Origin of the sequence: Bacillus sp. FSL K6-3459, assembly GCF_038003305.1 — a bacterium.
Lineage (GTDB): Bacteria > Bacillota > Bacilli > Bacillales > Bacillaceae > Bacillus > Bacillus pumilus_O.
In genome coordinates, this window is sequence record NZ_JBBOOW010000001.1 from 3,007,609 (window position 1) to 3,026,568 (window position 18,960).

At 40.6% G+C, this 18,960-nt stretch carries 24 protein-coding genes and 1 other RNA gene; 7 read left to right on the plus strand and 18 right to left on the minus strand.

Features of this window, described 5'->3' with window-relative positions; all coding sequences use genetic code 11:
- Nucleotides 1-94: 94 nt before the first annotated feature.
- Nucleotides 95-1,684, minus strand: coding sequence for a histidine kinase N-terminal 7TM domain-containing diguanylate cyclase (locus MHI35_RS15400; protein ID WP_144521934.1), 1,590 nt, complete (start codon nucleotides 1,682-1,684; stop codon nucleotides 95-97).
- A gap of 64 nt (nucleotides 1,685-1,748) precedes the next feature.
- Between MHI35_RS15400 and MHI35_RS15405 the strand changes: the two genes are divergently transcribed.
- Nucleotides 1,749-1,991 (plus strand): hypothetical protein, encoded by a 243-nt coding sequence (locus MHI35_RS15405; protein WP_144457080.1) that lies wholly within the window; start codon nucleotides 1,749-1,751, stop codon nucleotides 1,989-1,991.
- Nucleotides 1,992-2,801: 810 nt separating this feature from the next.
- On the opposite strand, the gene ssrA is transcribed toward MHI35_RS15405, so the two are convergent.
- The 7 genes from ssrA to MHI35_RS15440 form a co-directional block, all read right to left on the minus strand.
- Nucleotides 2,802-3,164, minus strand: a transfer-messenger RNA (tmRNA) gene (gene ssrA, locus MHI35_RS15410).
- A gap of 175 nt (nucleotides 3,165-3,339) precedes the next feature.
- Nucleotides 3,340-3,810, minus strand: coding sequence for an SsrA-binding protein SmpB (smpB, locus tag MHI35_RS15415; protein ID WP_012011279.1), 471 nt, complete (start codon nucleotides 3,808-3,810; stop codon nucleotides 3,340-3,342).
- Nucleotides 3,811-3,949: 139 nt separating this feature from the next.
- Nucleotides 3,950-6,292, minus strand: coding sequence for a ribonuclease R (rnr, locus tag MHI35_RS15420; RefSeq protein WP_335349298.1), 2,343 nt, complete (start codon nucleotides 6,290-6,292; stop codon nucleotides 3,950-3,952).
- Nucleotides 6,293-6,311: 19 nt separating this feature from the next.
- On the minus strand, nucleotides 6,312-7,058 hold the full coding sequence (locus MHI35_RS15425; protein ID WP_144521926.1) for an alpha/beta hydrolase: 747 nt from the start codon (nucleotides 7,056-7,058) through the stop codon (nucleotides 6,312-6,314).
- A gap of 124 nt (nucleotides 7,059-7,182) precedes the next feature.
- A complete protein-coding gene (gene secG, locus MHI35_RS15430) occupies nucleotides 7,183-7,416 on the minus strand; it encodes a preprotein translocase subunit SecG (RefSeq protein WP_003212746.1) in 234 nt (77 codons plus the stop codon).
- A 185-nt stretch (nucleotides 7,417-7,601) separates the two neighbouring features.
- Nucleotides 7,602-7,892, minus strand: coding sequence for an AbrB/MazE/SpoVT family DNA-binding domain-containing protein (locus MHI35_RS15435; RefSeq protein WP_335349297.1), 291 nt, complete (start codon nucleotides 7,890-7,892; stop codon nucleotides 7,602-7,604).
- 26 nt (nucleotides 7,893-7,918) lie between these two features.
- Entirely contained in the window at nucleotides 7,919-8,152 is a 234-nt protein-coding gene (locus tag MHI35_RS15440; protein ID WP_111291378.1) for a helix-turn-helix domain-containing protein, read from the minus strand.
- A gap of 153 nt (nucleotides 8,153-8,305) precedes the next feature.
- On the opposite strand from MHI35_RS15440, the gene MHI35_RS15445 reads away from it, so the two are divergent.
- From MHI35_RS15445 to MHI35_RS15455, 3 genes are all read left to right on the plus strand, one after another.
- Nucleotides 8,306-8,710, plus strand: coding sequence for a helix-turn-helix domain-containing protein (locus tag MHI35_RS15445; RefSeq protein WP_012011285.1), 405 nt, complete (start codon nucleotides 8,306-8,308; stop codon nucleotides 8,708-8,710).
- A 130-nt stretch (nucleotides 8,711-8,840) separates the two neighbouring features.
- Nucleotides 8,841-9,239, plus strand: coding sequence for a helix-turn-helix domain-containing protein (locus MHI35_RS15450; RefSeq protein ID WP_144522024.1), 399 nt, complete (start codon nucleotides 8,841-8,843; stop codon nucleotides 9,237-9,239).
- Nucleotides 9,240-9,321: 82 nt separating this feature from the next.
- On the plus strand, nucleotides 9,322-9,642 hold the full coding sequence (locus MHI35_RS15455) for a winged helix-turn-helix transcriptional regulator (RefSeq protein ID WP_211063570.1): 321 nt from the start codon (nucleotides 9,322-9,324) through the stop codon (nucleotides 9,640-9,642).
- Nucleotides 9,643-9,723: 81 nt separating this feature from the next.
- Here the strand turns inward: MHI35_RS15455 and MHI35_RS15460 are convergent, their stop codons facing one another.
- Genes MHI35_RS15460 through MHI35_RS15475 form a run of 4 tightly spaced genes read right to left on the minus strand, consistent with a single transcriptional unit; the run spans nucleotide 9,724 to nucleotide 13,181 of the window.
- On the minus strand, nucleotides 9,724-10,413 hold the full coding sequence (locus MHI35_RS15460) for an ABC transporter permease (RefSeq protein ID WP_044138966.1): 690 nt from the start codon (nucleotides 10,411-10,413) through the stop codon (nucleotides 9,724-9,726).
- Nucleotides 10,414-10,434: 21 nt separating this feature from the next.
- The gene (locus MHI35_RS15465; protein WP_144521920.1) at nucleotides 10,435-11,352 is read right to left on the minus strand and encodes an osmoprotectant ABC transporter substrate-binding protein; all 918 of its coding nucleotides are present in this window, start codon (nucleotides 11,350-11,352) and stop codon (nucleotides 10,435-10,437) included.
- Between the two features lie 13 nt (nucleotides 11,353-11,365).
- Complete coding sequence (locus MHI35_RS15470; protein ID WP_003213477.1) at nucleotides 11,366-12,019, minus strand: ABC transporter permease; 654 nt, start codon at nucleotides 12,017-12,019, stop codon at nucleotides 11,366-11,368.
- A gap of 13 nt (nucleotides 12,020-12,032) precedes the next feature.
- The gene (locus tag MHI35_RS15475; protein WP_211063571.1) at nucleotides 12,033-13,181 is read right to left on the minus strand and encodes a betaine/proline/choline family ABC transporter ATP-binding protein; all 1,149 of its coding nucleotides are present in this window, start codon (nucleotides 13,179-13,181) and stop codon (nucleotides 12,033-12,035) included.
- A gap of 269 nt (nucleotides 13,182-13,450) precedes the next feature.
- Here MHI35_RS15475 and MHI35_RS15480 point away from each other — a divergent pair, with 269 nt between their 5' ends.
- Nucleotides 13,451-13,987, plus strand: a complete 537-nt coding sequence (locus MHI35_RS15480) for a GbsR/MarR family transcriptional regulator (RefSeq protein ID WP_012011291.1) — start codon at nucleotides 13,451-13,453, stop codon at nucleotides 13,985-13,987.
- Between the two features lie 55 nt (nucleotides 13,988-14,042).
- Here the strand turns inward: MHI35_RS15480 and MHI35_RS15485 are convergent, their stop codons facing one another.
- The gene (locus MHI35_RS15485) at nucleotides 14,043-14,675 is read right to left on the minus strand and encodes a MarC family protein (protein ID WP_335349296.1); all 633 of its coding nucleotides are present in this window, start codon (nucleotides 14,673-14,675) and stop codon (nucleotides 14,043-14,045) included.
- Between the two features lie 117 nt (nucleotides 14,676-14,792).
- Between MHI35_RS15485 and MHI35_RS15490 the strand changes: the two genes are divergently transcribed.
- Together MHI35_RS15490 and MHI35_RS15495 are read left to right on the plus strand one after the other, a co-directional pair.
- On the plus strand, nucleotides 14,793-15,257 hold the full coding sequence (locus MHI35_RS15490; protein WP_335349295.1) for a hypothetical protein: 465 nt from the start codon (nucleotides 14,793-14,795) through the stop codon (nucleotides 15,255-15,257).
- Nucleotides 15,258-15,272: 15 nt separating this feature from the next.
- A complete protein-coding gene (locus MHI35_RS15495) occupies nucleotides 15,273-15,737 on the plus strand; it encodes a GNAT family N-acetyltransferase (protein WP_335349294.1) in 465 nt (154 codons plus the stop codon).
- A gap of 20 nt (nucleotides 15,738-15,757) precedes the next feature.
- Here the strand turns inward: MHI35_RS15495 and MHI35_RS15500 are convergent, their stop codons facing one another.
- Genes MHI35_RS15500 through MHI35_RS15520 form a run of 5 tightly spaced genes read right to left on the minus strand, consistent with a single transcriptional unit; the run spans nucleotide 15,758 to nucleotide 18,865 of the window.
- Nucleotides 15,758-16,039, minus strand: coding sequence for a hypothetical protein (locus MHI35_RS15500; RefSeq protein ID WP_144457067.1), 282 nt, complete (start codon nucleotides 16,037-16,039; stop codon nucleotides 15,758-15,760).
- A complete protein-coding gene (locus tag MHI35_RS15505; RefSeq protein WP_211063574.1) occupies nucleotides 16,036-16,404 on the minus strand; it encodes a hypothetical protein in 369 nt (122 codons plus the stop codon). Before MHI35_RS15505 ends, MHI35_RS15500 begins: the two co-directional genes overlap by 4 nt.
- Nucleotides 16,401-17,798, minus strand: a complete 1,398-nt coding sequence (locus tag MHI35_RS15510; protein ID WP_335349293.1) for a hypothetical protein — start codon at nucleotides 17,796-17,798, stop codon at nucleotides 16,401-16,403. Before MHI35_RS15510 ends, MHI35_RS15505 begins: the two co-directional genes overlap by 4 nt.
- Nucleotides 17,770-18,537 carry an ATP-binding cassette domain-containing protein gene (locus MHI35_RS15515; RefSeq protein ID WP_144521902.1) on the minus strand — a complete coding sequence of 256 codons (768 nt, stop codon included), beginning with the start codon at nucleotides 18,535-18,537 and terminating at the stop codon, nucleotides 17,770-17,772. The genes MHI35_RS15510 and MHI35_RS15515 overlap by 29 nt, the downstream gene beginning before the upstream one ends.
- Nucleotides 18,538-18,595: 58 nt before the next feature.
- On the minus strand, nucleotides 18,596-18,865 hold the full coding sequence (locus MHI35_RS15520) for a hypothetical protein (RefSeq protein ID WP_012011299.1): 270 nt from the start codon (nucleotides 18,863-18,865) through the stop codon (nucleotides 18,596-18,598).
- Between the last annotated feature and the right edge of the window lie 95 nt (nucleotides 18,866-18,960).

Genomic DNA, 18,960 nt, shown 5'->3' on the forward strand with positions numbered 1-18,960 from the left:
ACCGTAAAAGCTACTCCCCTTTAGGAAACCGTTCAAATGTTATGTTTATCATATCGAATGTTAGGACAACCGTCAATGAGAAGCAAGTGGTAGATCAATTCTCTTCATAAAGCATATAGTCCGCTCCAGTAGATGCATAAATACGGTTGCGTCCTTGGCGTTTTGACATATACAAGGCTTGGTCCGCTTCAAATAGAAGAGTTTCTAATACATTGGGATCATAAGCTGTGTGAGCAATTCCAAAGCTTGCTGTCACCCGCACTTTTTCCTCATCATTCTCAAAAAAACTCACCTCAAACGAATGTCTAATTCGCTCTGCGATATGACAGGCCTCTTCAAAAGAATGATGCGGCAGACAAATAGCAAACTCTTCTCCGCCATATCGACCGAATAAATCGTCCATTTGTAAATGCTGCTGACAAATGGTGACAACATGACGCAGCGCCTCGTCTCCAATATGATGTCCGTGCGTGTCATTGATTTGTTTAAAGAAATCAATGTCGAACAGCATAACAGCCGTATCCTGCGCATCCTCTTCCAGGATCATCTGCGTTCGTTCAATAAATGAAGAACGATTGAAGATATTCGTCAATCCATCAATATACGCACGACGCTCCAGCTCTTCCTGCAATAAACGCTGCTCTGTTACATCACTGATCACAATTTGCCTGCCCTCGACCTCTCCTCTTCTATTAAATAGAGACGATGCGGTCAAGTGATAATAGCTGGAATGATCTTTTTCCCTTTCCAACATTAAATCATATTGCGAATGATCCTGCGGAGAACGCAGCCATTGAATGAAGTCATGATCTTTGATGAACCCTGAGAATATATCGTCTATTTTAAAACCAATCCCCTTTTTATTAGAAAGGGCTGGAATGATCGATGCAGCAGCGGGATTGTAGTCTATGAGTGTTCGGTATCGATCTAAAATGAGAACTCCCTCAGACATATGCTCAAACACACGCTCCATTGCAATGGGAGAGAGCTTAAAGAGCTGGAACGACATAATCGCCCATAAATAGAGCGCATTGGTTAAAAACATCACCACAGGTACCGGATCAATATGGAGAGGTGTCACGCCTAATAAATAGATAAAAGATGTCGTGATTGGCAGTAACATGCCCACTAGCAAAATAAGGATCTGCTTTAAATACTCTTTTTTTGTCACACGCAAAAACCAAACCAGCATAAAAATAGCGAGCATCGAACAGCCAAACGTATAGACGCCATGAATGATATACCAATAGCCAATCGTAAAGTCAGCCAATAAAAATCCGTCTACTGGATTCATCGTAATGCTTCGATAAAAGAGTGAATGAAAAGAGTTGGTGAACACCATAATGGTGGTGAGAGTTGGAATCAGTAAGATGAGAAGCACGCGGCGCTTTGTGAAATATTGATGGAACCCCGTAAATTGCAGCACAATCATCAGACTGAATGGCGCGATGAACGGAAGACCTATGTATTGAAAACAAACCCAGAACATAATCTCCCTAGGTGTACTTGCTAATAATTCAAATGTGTGCCCAAAGATATAAATCGCAGTTGCTCCAGACATGTACATAAACAATTGACAGCCAATATACCGGTGGCGGTTCGCATGAGCAATGATTGATAATATCACGGACAGAATGCCAGAAACACTCATGATCACAATAAAATGTAAAACAATCGAATCCATGTAAACGCCCCAATTTCAGTTATTTAGAACTAGTCTAATCTTACTATATATGAGGAAGTCACAAATGGGAAGATGTGATTTTGATTTGGGTGGAGGTTTTTTGTACAGTTTCGGTCAAATTTTGTCCATGAAACCTTATATTTCCGCTACTTTTTGCTTAATTTTAGGGAGAGATATGTTGCGATTGGAGAAATATCTGTACAATGTGGAGATTGGGATCAATGAAGAGGAGGCTATCAAGGTATATGACTTTTTTGATTATAATGGCGGGGCTGTTTATGCTGATTTTTTTGGAGAAGCCGTTTGAGAAGAGAAGTTCTGGATTGATATTTTTGGTGAGTTATATACTGCTGATTGCGATTTATGTGATTCAGACAACGTTTGTGGAACTTGTGTCGGATGGATTTTTGATGTTGATTGCCGGGATTGTAGTTTTTCCTTTGTTTGTTCGGTTGGTGGTGCCTTCTCAAAAGACACGTTCTTGAAAACTATACAAAATTGAGAATATGTTAGTACTTATTTTGTCAGTTTAATTATAAGTTGAATAGAAAGCTAATTAATATTTAAATGTAAAAGATCACTTAAATTATATTCAATTGAATTACCTTACAAAAAATAAGCAAGCAGAAGCTTGCTTATTTTTCATAATCACTTATTAGTAAATAACTTATCAATAATGTTAATAGCAATAAGACAAATAGGAAGTGCAATGATAATGTACAAAAAGTTTTTTGGTACAAACATATTGTAATAATAGAAAAATACACTGATAAAGAGAATCATAACAGCATACTTTATTATACTTTTCACAAAATTCCTCCTAATAAATATCCACCCAACCATTATTAGGGCGTTTATCCCTTTTATCCAATTGTTTAGCAATTTGGGTTCCAATATCCAAATAATTTAGTGCAATTGCGACAGCAACACCAATAGAAACCGCTAATTTTTTAGCTCCCAATAAAAAAAAGACGCTAAAAATAGCGCCTTTTTTATTAAAGTTTTTAATAACATTCTTTTATGCTAACCAATCATTTAGAAAAACATGTTACCAAAATGTTGCCAATCCCGGACCAAGGGCTTTCAAACCCTTGATACGACTGCATTTCAAAAAAATAGATGGAGACGGTGGGAGTCGAACCCACGTCCAGAGACATCGATTACTTAAGCGTCTACGAGCGTAGTCAACATATTTGGTGTTCACTCATCCGCATGCCTGCTGACGGGCGCTTGGAGAGCTAGTCTGATGGATCTCTTCTTACGTCCTCAGACGAAAACGTAAGCGTAGCCTACTTCATTGGGCTCCTCACAGACACATAGGCGATGTCAGGAAGAGCTCGCTGCGCTTATTAGGCAGCTAGTGCTAAGTTTTGGTTAAAACTTTTAGTTTTGCCAGTTACATTTAGGTGCGTGTTAACGAGATCGCCTCTCGGCTCGCAGCCTAAGCTCGAACCATCCCTGTCGAATCCGTAACGTCCCCTTGTAAAAGGGATATACGGGATGGAAGTTCAGCTTCACTGCTTCCGTATATAATTATTATAACAATCTCATCACTTGAAACAACTGGTGGTTTCTGTAAAAACAGCGATGATTGTTTACTGCATAACATATTGTAGCATAATGCTTCCGCTCTCAGCAAGCCATCTGCATCAGGGCTAGAATTGCTTTTGACGATCACGGAAGGCACGCTCGATTTCACGTTTTGCATCTTTTTTCTTCAGATCTTCACGTTTATCGTATTTCTTTTTCCCTTTACCAATTCCGATCAACACTTTGGCAAACCCATTTTTCAAATAGAGTTTCAGAGGTACGAGTGAGTAGCCTTCTTCCTTTGTCGCACCAATCAACTTGCTGATTTGCTTACGATGAAGCAGCAGCTTTCTCGTTCTCAGCGGATCATGGTTATAACGATTCCCCTGCTCGTATGGGCTCACGTGCATGTTGTGAAGAAACACTTCTCCTCGCTCGATTTTGGCAAAGGAATCTTTTAAATTCACTTTTCCTGCACGAATCGATTTGATTTCAGTTCCTTGTAACACAAGGCCGGCTTCATATGTTTCTTCTATAAAATAGTCATGATTTGCTTTTTTGTTTTGGGAAACAACCTTTCCCTCTCCCTTTGGCATTGGCGTACACCCTCCTTTTGACACAAACACGGTCCAAATCGTACGGATTATTTTATCAAACAATCCAGCTTTCGACAATGATGACGCTATGTGGTCAAAAAGCAAATAGAGCGTGATGCCCTATTTGCTTTTTGTCACGTTACTTTTTCTTTTTACGCTTTTGTTTTGGCGCGTTATCAAATACGCGTTTTTTCTTTTTCTTCTTTTTACGGCCTGTGAACCAGTCACTTCCGCCTTTATCCTCTTTGGCTTTATCACCAGAAGCATTTTGACCTCCGCGCGTTTTTTTCGCTGGTGAATCTGTCCGTTTTTTAAACTTAAAATCTTTTGGCGATTTACGGCGGGTGCCTTTCATACCGACTATTTCAAAATCAATCGAGTGCTCATCTTTATTGACATTCACCACTTTGACTGTGATTTCATCACCGATACGGTAGACATTTCCTGTGCGTTCACCGATCATGGCAAAGTGCTGCTCATCAAAGCGATAGTAGTCGTCGGTCATGTAGCTGACATGGACAAGACCTTCAATTGTATTCGGCAGTTCAACAAATAGCCCGAAGTTCGTCACGGAACTGATCATGCCATCAAACTCTTCACCGATTTTATCAAGCATAAATTCTGCCTTCTTGAGATCATCTGTTTCACGCTCTGCATCGACTGAGCGGCGTTCCATGGTAGACGCATGATCTGCAATTTCAGGAAGCAACTGGCCCCACTTTTCTAGGGTTGCTTCGTCTGTCTTTTTCTGAATCAAATAGGTTCTAATCAGTCTATGCACGATTAAGTCCGGATAACGGCGGATCGGCGATGTGAAATGTGTATAGAATTCCGTTGATAAACCAAAATGGCCGATGCTTTCTGGATCATACTTCGCCTGTTTCATCGAACGAAGCATGACAGTTTGAATCACAACTTCTTCTGGTTGATCCCTCACAGCATCAAGTACACTTTGAAGTGCCCGCGGATGGATGTTTGTTGACGTTCCTTTCACAATGTAACCAAACGTTGTCACGAACTCTAAAAAGCGCTGAAGCTTCTCAGGATTTGGTTCTTCGTGAATTCGATAGATAAAAGGTACATTCATCCAGTGGAAATGCTCTGCAACCGTTTCGTTTGCTACAAGCATGAATTCTTCAATTAATTTCTCGGCGACAGAACGTTCACGAACGACAACGTCTTTCGCTGCTCCTTCTTCATCTACAAGCACTTTTGCTTCTTTGAAGTCAAAGTCTACAGCTCCGCGCTCCATTCGTTTCTCGCGAAGAATCTCTGCAAGCTTCTCCATCTCTTGGAACATTGGCACAAGCGGCTCGTATTTGTCTAAAAGCTCTTCGTCTTGATCGACTAGAATCTTATTCACATCAGAATAAGTCATTCTTTCCGTCGTTTTGATCACACTTTGGAAAATCTCGTGTTTGACGACCTTTCCATTTCGATCAATGACCATTTCACAAGATAGTGTGAGACGATCGACCTTCGGATTCAATGAACAAATACCGTTTGATAGGCGATGCGGGATCATCGGAATGACGCGGTCTACGAGATATACACTCGTTCCACGCTCATAAGCTTCCTGATCAATCGGAGAGTTCTCTGTGACATAATGAGAGACATCTGCAATATGCACGCCTAGCTTATATTTGCCATCATCCAGCTTTTGCACCGTAACGGCATCATCTAAGTCCTTCGCATCTGCTCCGTCAATGGTGACAATCGTTTCGTTGCGCAGATCACGTCTGCCTTCGAGGTCCTTTTCATCAATCGTTTCAGGTGTGTCTACTGCCTGCTGGAGCGCTTCTTCTGGGAACTCCCCTGGCAAGCCATGTTTATGAATAATTGATAGGATATCAATGCCAGGGTCATTTTTATGACCGAGGATTTCAGTCACTTCGCCCTCTGCACTCATTCTTCCTTCTGGGTAGCTAGTCAGCGTCACGACCACTTTATGCCCCTCTACTGCTCCATTTTTAGCGGATTTCGGGATGAAGATATCGGTTGTGATTTTTTTATCATCAGGAATGACAAAGCCAAAGCTTTTTGTTTCTGTGTAGGTACCGACAACCGTCTGAGTATTACGCTCCAGAATTCGGATGACCGTTCCTTCTTTTTTTGTACCGTTTGATTTGTGGCTGACACGAACCATGACCGTATCACCATTCATCGCTGTGCCTAGCTCATTAGGCGGAATGAAAATATCATCCTGTCCAAACTCTTCTGGTGTCACAAATGCAAAGCCTTTTGCATGAGCAGACAGCTTTCCTTTTACCAAGTTCATTTTTTCTGGTACACCGTAGCGGTCGCTACGCGTGCGAACGATGAGTCCTTGATCTTCCAGCATTACAAGTGCTTTGACGAGCTCTTTATAATCGTCAGGATTAGTAATCTCCATCATCACTTCCAGCTCTTGAACGGTTAACGGTTTATACGCTTCATCTTTCATAAAAGCGAGTAATTCATTCATAAATTCTTCTTTTTGCACACTCTAACCCCCTATATATTTAAACTGACCAATCAAGTGATTCTAAGAATGCATATACATCCTGATGAACTTTCTCACGCTCTTTATCAAGCGTGATCGCATGGCCTGATTCTTCATACCATGTCAAATGCTTTTGATCTGTCTCTACTTCGTTGTAAATGATATTCGCACTGTCTGTATTAATCATATGATCGTGACGTGCCTGAACAACAAAAGTAGGTGAATAAATCATGTCAACATTGTTTCTGACATCAGCAATGAGTTCTTGCAGGCTCCTCAGTGTACCCATTGGCGTTTTCTTGAACTCTTCCATTTCCTGTTCAATTTGGTCCTCTGACTTACCCTCGAATTTCTTATAGTTACGGGCATATTCTAGTACACCCTGGTACATGACCTCTTCACTTTTTATGTACATAGGTGCACACATAGGTACAATTCCCTTTACAGGTACAGTGTAACCTAATTTCAATGAAAAAACTCCTCCGAGGGATAGGCCGCAAACCGCAATTTCCTCATAGCCTTCATCTTTTAAGAATTGATAGGCTTCTTGCACGTCCTTCCACCAGTCATCCGGTCCAAAATGGACAAGCTCTTCTGGCGGCACACCGTGTCCTTTATATTGTGGTGCATGACACGTATACCCTCTTTCGTTCAAATAACGGCCAAGCATTCGAACATCGGCTGTATTCCCAGTAAAACCGTGAAGAAGGAGCACCGCCTTTTCTCCACCTTTAAACGTAAATGGTTTTGGTGTAACAACTTTCATGATGTGACTTCCTTTCCTTCTGATATGGTTTATATTTTCCACTTGTATGTATGAAACAAACACAAAAGAGTGCTGATAATAAAAAAAGGTCTGAAAAAAGATCAGACCTTCTGTTACTCGCGCTTTACACGCCTAAATATGCCAATGCAAGTGTCAAGATGAAGAAAAGCACTGACAAAATAACCGTTAAACGGTGAAGTATCAAGTCAAGACCTCTCGCTTTTTGCTTACCGAAAAGCTGCTCGGCTCCACCTGAAATAGCGCCTGACAGTCCAGCACTTTTACTAGATTGTAACAATACAACGATGATAAGTGCGATACTGACAATTACGAGTAATGTGATAACAAATGCGTGCATAAAAACACCTCCAGACAAACTGGTACACATAACTTTATTTTACATGAAAACAAGGTACATGTCACGAAACATCAAAATAAAGATTCCCTCTATATTGTCGACTTTATTCGTTATTTTGATTCAATTTCATTCCAAAGAGTAGTATGCAGCATTTTTTATATGCAATTTTCGATTAAAAACACGTTTTAACGGGTTGCTTCTTCTTTCAATAGCTGTTTTAATTCTACTAACAAACGTTCAGCTCCTTCTGGACTCAGCATCACTTGCCCATTTCCATAGCTTTTGTTGTACTTCGTCACTTGTCCAGTTAACAGGCAGCTCTTATCTGCATCATATTTTTTCAGCATAATGGTTTGATCTTCAATGAAAATTGCTAACAGCTGTTCTTCTTTAATATTGAGTACCTTGCGCATTTCTGAAGGCAGAACAATTCTGCCTAGTGAATCAATATGTCTGACCATCCCAGTCCTTTTCAACGACATTGCCTCCTTGATCATTCCATTCATTGACTTTTGTCAATATTTTCATAGTAAAATAGATCTTCAAATTTTTTATCAAAGTAATGAATCATTTTGCCAATGACAAGTTGGCCTGGTTTCCGATGACCATTTAATACCCTGCTAAGTGTGGCAGGAGAGATGCCAATTTCATCAGCGAGCTGATTTAAAGACATATCGTTTTCAATCATATACTGCATGACAAAAGCCCGCCTGATCTGAATCTTTTCGACCATCATTACAACCTCCTATGGAATCAATATGTACAACGTGTAGGTGCTCACATAAATCAGTTCCATTTACTTAAGTCAACACTTTTACCCTTCTGCTATTTCCTTTGGTCAATGATCATACTAAAATAAGTCATATACTGAAATGTGAGGTTCGATGTCATGAATCACTTTGGTGAACAATTACGCATTTTAAGAGAAAATAGAAAAATGTCTGTCAATCAACTCGCCATGTATTCAGGTGTAAGCGCTGCTGGTATTTCTCGTATTGAAAATGGAAAGCGTGGTGTGCCGAAGCCTTTAACCATAAAAAAATTAGCACACGCCTTGAAGGTGCCTTATGAGGATTTAATGCTGCTTGCCGGTCATATTGAACAGGAACAAGTTCATGAAATGAAACCAAAATATGAATCCGTGTTGAAAATCTATCAAACGGCGCTTCAAAAGGATGTAGAACATCTTCCCATGTTTGACGGAGACCTATGGGAAAGGCTATCCGCACAAGACATCAGCCAGCTGAATGAATACTTTCTTACGCTCATTAACCAAAAAAAGACGAACAAATAGCGGGGCATAACCCTAAGATACATTCACTATTAACTAATGTCAATATTTTCATGGTATACTTGTTGCCAATAGTCAATAAATCAAGTAAAATAGACATATCTAATCTATAACCATGTGAGGTTTTGCCTTGATGAACTTTGGTGCATATTTAAGAGCATTACGTGAGGAAAAGAAGCTGTCAGTGAACCAATTAGCCATGTATTCAGAGGTCAGTGCTGCTGGTATTTCTCGTATTGAGAATGGGAAACGCGGCATTCCGAAGCCTCCTACGATCAAAAAACTAGCCGGTGCATTAAAGGTTCCTTATGAGGAAATGATGCAGGCTGCGGGCTATATTGAAGAAGTCTCTTCAATCAATCAGCTGAAGGAAGAGGCAATGACACTATCTAAAATAAAGGAAGCCGCAGCGCAATATGAACTCGGCGATCTCGAACTATTTGATGGAGACATTTGGTCAACTCTTTCGAAAAAAGAAATAGAAGATCTCAATCGCTATCTGTTATTTATAATCAACAGCCGTTCGTCATAGAATGTTTTGATCATTGACAAGCTTTTTAAGCTGATTTATGACAAATTTACGGTATAATGGGATCAGATTGGAGTGAAGAAAGATGAATCAATCTGACATGTGCCCGCGGTTTGAAAAAGCAGTTGAGTTATTAAGTAAACGCTGGGTTGCACTGATTGTTTTTCAGCTTCTCTCAGGTTCGCAGCGCTTTAGTGAAATTGAGGCCGCTCTGACAAATTTAAGCGGAAGAGTATTATCTGAGAGATTAAAAGAACTGGAAGCAGCAGGCATTCTAAAACGGGAAGTTTTTGCTGAAACACCCGTGCGTATTGAATATTCTTTAACTGATATGGGGCGTTCCCTTGCACCCGTTTTTGAGGAAATTGCAAAGTGGTCTACGGAATGGATCACGCTTGAATCATAAAATAACTGCATGTGAACTGCCTGATCATCATAAAACAACCTCCCTTACAGATTGTAAGGGAGGTTTTATCTTTTCAACCGCTTAAGCAGATGTCATGTTTTTTTCAGCTAATGCTTTTCTTTCTTTTTTCTTGTTCGTTGGGCTTAAATAGCGTTCGAGCCAGCCCATGACTAGGTCAGCAATAATGGCCATGAGTGCAGTTGGAATCGCACCTGCTAAAATGATGGCTGTTCCGTTTGTGGCGTTTGATCCTCTGATGATGATATCCCCTAGACCTCCTGCACCAACAAATGTCCCAATCGCTGTAATGCCGATGGCGATGACCAGTGCCGTTCTTAAACCAGCCATTATGACCGATAAAGCAAGCGGTAATTCAACCATTCTCAGCACTTGCCATTTCGTCATGCCCATCGCTTTACCCGATTCTAAATACGCATGTTCAATGCTGACAATCCCTGTATATGTGTTGCGGATAATCGGCAGAAGCGAATACAGAAAGAGTGATAAGATGACTGTATTTGCGCCAAGTCCTAATACAAGCATTAACACGGAAAGCATCGCTAACGCCGGTATGGTTTGAATGACATTGGTAATGGCAAAGATCCAATTGCTTAGCTTACGGTAATGCGCCACAAAGATGCCTACTGGAATACCGACTATTGCCGCAAACAGCACCCCATACGCTGACATGAGAAAATGCCGATAAAATTCTTCTAACACATATGAACCGTTCTGCTGATAATACGTCCATAATTGCTGCAGTGTGTCCATCAGCCGTGACACCTCCCCATCTTACTCAAAGTAATTGTGCTTTTTCAGGAAATTCTTCGCAACGGTGGCTGGTTCTTGAAGCTCTCCGTCGACTTGATAGTTCAGCTCTTGCATTTGTTCTGTATCGATTTTTCCGATCAGTCTGTTGATCACCTTATCAAGCCCTGGGTTCTCTTTTAACACCTTTTCCGGGACAACTGGCGATGCATCATATGGCGGGAAAAATCGCTTATCATCTTTTAAAATTTTGAGGTCATAGGCTTTGATTCGTCCATCTGTTGAATAGGCAAGCACAATATCCATTTTTTCATTTTTTAGAGCATCGTAGACTAAACCAATCTGCATTGGATACGTGCTTCCAAATTCAATTCCGTATGTTTTTACGAACCCTTCATAACCGTCGCCTTTCTTTTTGAGCCAAATATTATCGACACCGAACCGATAATTCTTCGCATTCTTTTTCAAATCAGAGACCGTTTCTAGCTTGTTTTCCTTCGCCATCTTTTGCGTCACGGCAAAGGCATACGTATTATCAAAGCCATAGGAATCAAACCATTTGTAATCATAGCGTTTCTTAAATTCTTTTTGAACGATTTCCATTGCACGCTCCGGATCTTTTTCCGCATCCATTCCAAGCGTACTCGTCAAATCTGTCCCTGTATATCTTGTCGCAGAAATATCGATATCTCCATTTTCCATTGCTTTCTGCTGTACGGTATTAGAGCCTAAGTTCTTCACAATGGTTGTCTTTTTATCTGTGTAATGTTCGATGATATCGCTCACCATATAGGCCATGATTTCTGATTCGGTAAAGTTTTGTGCTCCCACTCGCAGCGTATTGCCTGAGGAGCCGGCTAGTCCAGGAAGTGAACAGCCGCTTATCAATAGCAAGCAACCGGCAAGCAGTGCACTGATCCAATTTATTTTTCGATTCTTCACATATGCCAACTCCTTATGAAACTTCCTTCAATCCTTTTAAGCCTTCTGGTGTTACTTTTTTCTCCAGCTTCATCAAAGTAAAGTCGATGATGACCGCTAAAATAGTGACTGGGATGGCACCTGCAATAATGTATTCCGGCTGATATAGCTGAAGTCCAATGAGAATGTAGTCACCAAGACCACCTCCACCGATAAAAGCAGCAAGTGTTGTCCAGCCAATTAAATAAATCGTTGACGTTCGGACACCTGCCATAATGATCGGTACAGCAAGCGGAAGTTCCACAAGACGAATTTGCTCCCAAGTCGTCATGCCGATCCCTTTACCAGATTCAAGGAGATTTTTGTTCACCCCTTGCACGCCGGCATACGTATTTCTCAAAATAGGCAAAACCGAATAGAAAAAGAGAGCAACGATTGCAGGTATTTTCCCAACTCCCAAAATAGGAATAAAAAATGCAAGAATCGCTAAACTAGGGAGTGTTTGAAAGATATTCACGACACCGATGACAAAACCTGCGCCTCGTTTCATTCGCGTGAGAACGACGCCTAAAGGAACGGCAACGATAATTCCTAGCACGACAGCAATTAAAGAAATATATAAATGCTCCCACATTTTTGTGAGGAGTTCCCCACCATTTTTCTCTAGAAAATCGATGATTTGATCCATGTGTCCACCTCCCTTAGTTCATTTCAATGGCAGACGCTGGCGTATCGTCTCCCCAAATGGAGTCGTACACAACATCTACAAGACTTGCCCGTGTCACAATGCCTTTTAAATGCCCTTTGGCATCGACAACCGGTACATATTTAATACCGCGTATTAAGATTTTCCGAACGGTGTCTCTGAGAAGTGCGCCTTCTTGTACAGTATAGAACTCTGTATTTAGGATCTCACCAACGAAAGCCGCTTTTCTGCGGTTCGCATCAATTGTTTCAATATCGATATAGCCTTTTAACACACCATGTTCGTCTACTACAAGCAAGGAATCGACTCGCTTTTCTCTCATGATGTAGATGGCATCAGTCAATGTTTGTTCGACAGTAATGGTGACTGGTGACGTGTTCATCATTTGTTCTACACGTTCCATATTCGGATTTGATTGAAGCAGGCGTTCTTTTCCAATGAATTCTTCTACGAACTCGTTGGCTGGGTTACGTAAAATATCTTCAGGTGTGCCTACTTGGACAATCTCTCCATCTTTTAAAATCACAATTCGGTCAGCTAGTTTAATCGCTTCATCCATGTCATGTGTGACGAAGACGATGGTTTTATTTAATGTTTTTTGCAGTTTTTTAAATTCTTCCTGCAATGTATCTCGTGTAATTGGATCAAGTGCACCAAATGGTTCGTCCATGAGGATCAGAGGGGGTTCTGCTGCCAGTGCGCGAAGAACTCCGATGCGCTGCTGCTGTCCTCCACTCAGTTCATGAGGATAGCGCTCTAAAAATTCTGGGCCCATGTCGACGAGCTTCAGCAGTTCGCGTGCTCGTTCGTTCCGTTTTTCTTCCGGCCATTTTAAGAGCTTCGGCACAAGTGAGATATTTTGCGCAATGGTCATATGGGGGAACAGTCCAATTTGCTGAATCACATAACCGATTTCTCTTCTTAATTGAACTGGGTCTTTTTTCATAATATTTTCTCCCTCGATGAAAATGTTTCCTGAGGAAGGTTCGATGAGTCGGTTGATCATCTTCATGGTTGTGGTCTTACCACAGCCACTCGGTCCAATAAAACAAATAAATTCTCCTTTTGCTATGTCTAAATCAATGTTTTTGACAGCTTTTTTTCCACCTTTATACGTCTTAGATACATTCTCTAGTTTCAGCAAATGAGACACCTCCAATTAGTTGGATCTATATATTCAGAAAATTTCCACCTTATTAATTATAGTGCAAACTTTATAAAATAAAAAGTTTATGATGTGTTTGTATTGCATAACATTTATATAAAATTTTCAGTTAACGCCGTCATATCTAGAGATCTCTCCTTTTTCCTCCAAATTACTAGCAATTACTCAATATTTATTGTTTTCATCAACAAACAGGTATATGATATATTGTGTTACAAATTGTCAGTCGTGAAGGGATGAAGCGGGGAGTGGACAAGCAAGCGCTAGGCGCCATTCAAAAAGCACAGGATCATTATATTGAAAAAGCTGCAGAGAACATGAATGCCTTTGGTCTTTCTTCTACAGTGGGTAGAGTGCTTGGTATCATTCACATGAACCGTAAACCAATGACGCTGGAAGAGCTATCAGAGGCGACCGGCATGAGCAAAACGAGGATGAGTCAAGTCGTTCGAGAAATGCTCGATTTAAATATTGCGGAAAAGGTTTATGAAAAAGGAATACGTAAAGATCTTTATGACGTTGAGCAAGATCAATACCAAACGTTTATTTCATTGTTTGCAGCCAATTGGACACGTGTTGTCAGTAAAAACCGTAAAGCACATAAGAAAACGTGCAAGGAATTGCAAGAGTTGCTTGAACAGGAAGATTTACCAGAAGAAACAGAGGATAAAATCAATCTGCTTCTGTCAGAAATCAAGGAAAGTCTTGATTACTATGATTGGATTAGCCGCTTAATTGAGTTCTTTGAAAGTGAAGAAGTGTTTAAGCATGTGCCGAAACCTTAAAAAAAGCTGTTTTATTTTACATCATTGTAGATAAAAACAGCTTTTTTATATACACTTATGACATAAACATCGGAAACATCCCTTTTAAGCCTGCGCCGATCATTTCAACTGCCACTACAGCCAGAATTAATCCCATCAAACGCGTCACGACATTCATCTCTGTTTTCCCCATTTTTCGCATAATAAAACTTGAATAATGAAAGGCATAATACGTCATGGCAAGAACAATGACAATGCCAATTAGAATCGAAAACATGTGGAGCATCCCTTGACTTCCGGGGGTTAAACTCATGACTGTCGCAATTGTACCAGGACCAGCGATGATCGGAATGGCGAGCGGCGTAACGGAGATATCTGCCTTCTCTTTGCTTTCTGCCTTCTCCTCTGAATGAGGATTTTGGACGTGTGATTCTTTTGCATTCAGCAAATTGTAAGCGATGCCAAAAATAAAAATACCGCCAGCGATACGAAGTGCATGAATATCGATCCCAAACAATTTGAAAATGAGCCTGCCTGCCAATAAAAAGGCAATCAAAATAATAAAAGAGACCACGGTGGCTTTTTTGGCTGTCTGGGAGCGCTCTTTCTCTGTATAGCCCTCTGTTAAGGTAATGAAAAGCGGTACGTTTCCAATGGGATTTGATACAGCAAATAATGAGACGACAACATGAATCATAAAGGAAATCAACAGACACCCTCCTTTTTTCATAGTGTCTGCCATTCTGATGTGAATATTCCCTTGTGATGTTAAAACCTGTATATCTTTAACCGATGATAATAGAGGTTTAAAGAAAGGGGTTCACACATGAAGAAAACAATGACGATCATTCTTCTTTCTGTAGCAGTTATTGCCTTAGGTGGCTGGATTGTTTGGCAACAGCAAACCATCGAAAAGGCAGAGAAAACTCATCAGCAAGAAAGCAAAACGAGCGATCTGAAGCTCAAGCAGTTAACATCAGATCAAACAGATATGAAGCATAAAAACGATGAACAAAAAAAGCGAATAGCCAACGTCACAAAAAAGCTCAAAAAAGAAAAGAAAGCCTATGAAAAAGAGGTCAAACAGCGTAAAGCGCTTGAGGTAAAAATCGACCAGCTTCAAAAAGAGCTGGCAGCAGCAAAAGCTACTGCTCAAGCAAATCAGCAGACCACTCAGTCTACAAGGAAACCAACTGTCAAAAAAGACCCGAATGTCACTCATCATCCTCCCTCACAGTGGGTACAGGACCAATACGATTGGGGCGTGAAACAAGGGTATATTAAAGAATAGAAAGGATGAAAAAATGTGATACAGATTCGGCGATTATCTCATGATGAATCTCTCCCAATGGAACTTTTACTATTAGCTGATCCTTCAAAGGAAAAGGTTCTTGCTTATGTACAATCTGGTTCTTGTTATGCCGCCTTTCATGAAGAGGCTGTGATTGGTGTCTATGTATTGACACCGCTCTCTCGGCATACAATGGAGATCATGAATGTTGCGGTAAAGGAGTCATGGCAAGGAAGGGGAATTGGGAAGCAGCTAATCCACCATGCGATCGCTGAAGCGAAAGTCGCTGGATTTCAATCGATTGAAATTGGCACTGGCAACTCCAGTATTCAGCAGCTCGCACTTTATCAAAAATGTGGTTTTCGTATAGCATCGATCGATCACGATTTCTTTCTGAAGCACTATGATGAACCAATTTATGAAAATGGGATTCAGTGTATGGATATGGTACGGCTGTCTCTCACATTTCAAGCAGACTGATTTTTTTCAGCCTGCTTTTTTTATGCTCTTCTTTTCTTCATAGCATGAATCACATATTGAATGAAAAAATAAAGCACAGCGCCAGCTAAAAAGCAGACAACGCATCCAAAAAGCGTCGCCTCAGAGCTGAATTGATACTCTTCAATTTTCATGATATAAAATGGCATGCCAAACAGCGTTGGACTTGATTCGATTTGATTGACCTCTAGCAGTAGTAAAAAGACAGGGGTCATAAACACAGCAAATAGATACAGCATCGCAAATGTTAAGCCGCTAGAAAACGAATGAAATACTTTAATCATCTCTTTCTCTCCTTCATCTCTTTTAAGCTGGTTGTGATATTTTTCCCATCTGGGCAAGCTGGATGCAGCATCACAGTGTTCAGTAAAGAAAAAAATAGCAGCTGATGACTCATCGGATCCTTCCACATCACAAAAAGTACAATCGAGCAGAGTACAGGAAACAACGGACCCGCAAGCGCCACCATCAGATTAAAGCTCGGTCTGGCAAATGTCTCATGGACGATCGCCACATGCTTCCAATCAATCGTTACCACAAAATCAAAGAGCGGCCTTTTTTCGAGTTTGTTACACACCATGATCATCAGCATATGACCGAGTTCATGAATGAGCACAACAGCTAGTAAACTGAGGATCAGCCCGATCATCGCAATATCGGCCTTTTTACCATCACAGCATATATACAACTGAAAAAGGCAAGTGAACCAAATAGATAAGCGGTGGCAAGAAGAAACATATTAGCTGACAGCCATTCTAATAAAAGCATATCGATGAAGCTGAATACAGCAATCATCATCACGATGACAAACAGTTTATTAAAATCACTGATTTTCACGACAAACCCCGTACAGGCTGCCATGACGGTCATGAATAAAATGGACAAACTCGCCAAGCCATGACCTTCACTTTCAATACCGATCACCAAATAAACAAGGCCAATATACATAAAATAAATGAATAAATTGATTGTGTAATAAAATAAAATTCTCGACAATATATACGTGCCCTTTGATGTATTTAACATAAAGATAGCCCGTAGATTGAGATGATATTCTCTGCCAATCATCAGCGGAAGCATGATCAATATTTCCTTTAACGCAAACTGCACAATAAAGGCATATAGCCAGCCAGTTTCTTCAGGTGTAAAAACAAATGGCAGCCCAACCGTCAAACAAACGAGAAAAAGGAACAAAATGCCTTGTTCTTTAAAAACAGCTGATCGGATGAAATAGACCATTTCTTGTCGCAAATGCGTCAAAAAGGAAGAGGTCGTCCTGATTTTCTGATAAGAAAATGACTTTATCTCTGTTTTCAGCTGCATAAACATTTGATGAACATAGCAAGCTGCTAAGCCCTTCACCCATAGCCATCCAGCGCTTAGAAGGATCACCAGCAACGTCAGATAGACAGCCGGCCATACATCGATCATCTCTATCGCTTTTTGAAAAAGAAGAAATATAAATACTTGAAATCCCGCAAAGCCGATCGTTTGTAGCAGTAAATGTTCCTTTGTTTTTGATACGAAACGGCTTACACCGATCCGCATCAGCATCCATGAAGAGAGCGTATAAAGTACCATAATGCCGCATGTGATGCAGACAACGATGATCCAATACAGAGTTGGGGTGACACCTGTAATCAAAAGACCTAATACAAGCGGTAAAAAAAGCAGTCCAGCCATGAGAAAACAAAAAAGCACTGGAAAGAAATAGGCACAAAGGACAAATGGTACACTTTGTATCGCACTGTTTAAAAAGTAGAATTGATATTCTTGACGCTTCAGTTTATTTCGGGATAACACAATCCCAGCTCCTAATAGTAAGAGCGACATTTTGACAAATTGACTGTATAGCGCAGCCGGCTCCCTTTCACCTACCTGCATATAAAAGCGCAAGCTGATGACAACGTATATCGCATAGATGAGCAAGAGAAAAACGGCGGCTGCGAGAAGCTGCAAAGGATACTTTTTTCCAAGCTGCTTTCCTTTCGTTGTCAGCATGCCCCATTCTATTTTATGAAGAACGTGTCGTGTCCAAATCATTGAGTAACCTCTCCACCTGCATATAGTAATCTCGATTTACTTCTTTATAAATCTCTTCAAGTGCCTGATGAGGATATGTCTCTTTCGTTTCTTGGCGGGACATATTCAGCTTGACATCACCATTTCTTAAGATCATGAGATGATCATATAATGTATCACCAAAGCTCAAATGATGAGTTGATATCAGGATGCCAGCGCCTTGATCTCTCAGCTTCATGAGCACCTTTTTTAAGATGATCATCATATCTGGATCAAGTCCGTTCGTTGGCTCGTCGAACACATAATAGTCACACGGTCTGAGGAGCTGCGAAATGATCTGTGTTTTCTTTTGATTGCCATGGGACAACTGAGCGATTGGTTGATCCATATACGGACTCAGCTCAAACAAATTGGTAAATGTCTCTTCACGTGTAACATCTTGCTCATGTGGTAGCTGAAGTAATTGAAAGTATTCCCTTGGTGTTAAATAATCGAACAACGCATGATCGTCAGGAATATAGGAAACGTGTTTTTTCAAAAGGGAAATATGTGCTGAGGATTGAAGGTTCAGCTGTTCACCATGTAAGGAAACGCAGCCATTAAATGGCGTGAGTCCAAACATAGCTTGGATCATGGTTGTCTTTCCTGCCCCATTGTGTCCTAAAAGAAGCATCGTCTGGCCTTTCTCCACGTTCAGTTGTATATGACGAAGAGAGAAGGTGCGGCTATACGTTTTTTCTTGTAATTGTAATGTCAGCATCATATTCCTCCGTTTGTTTCAGATGGAACAGATGACCTTGCATCTGTTCTCATCCGTGTTAGAAACCGCATTTGATTTTCACGTACATGCCTAAGAACTTGAATTCGCCTAAAAATTTAGAGCCTTTTCCAAAGGTCTTGCATGCCCAAATCAATGCTGCGACTGTCACAATACCTAAAATAGCGGCAAGGACATAAATCCAAAATGCATTTTTCTGTACGTTCTTAGAAGTTAGAATTCGTTGCTTCCTTTCATCATAAGCCGCCAATAGGTGAAGGACATACATATACACACCTACTGGAAAACGAAGGCTAAAAGGATTCAGCATCTCATCACCCCCTAATATATGTAAAATGATACCATCCTGCATACAGAAAACATAAGTTCATTTCAGATCATATTTTTAGTCGATTTTTCATGATC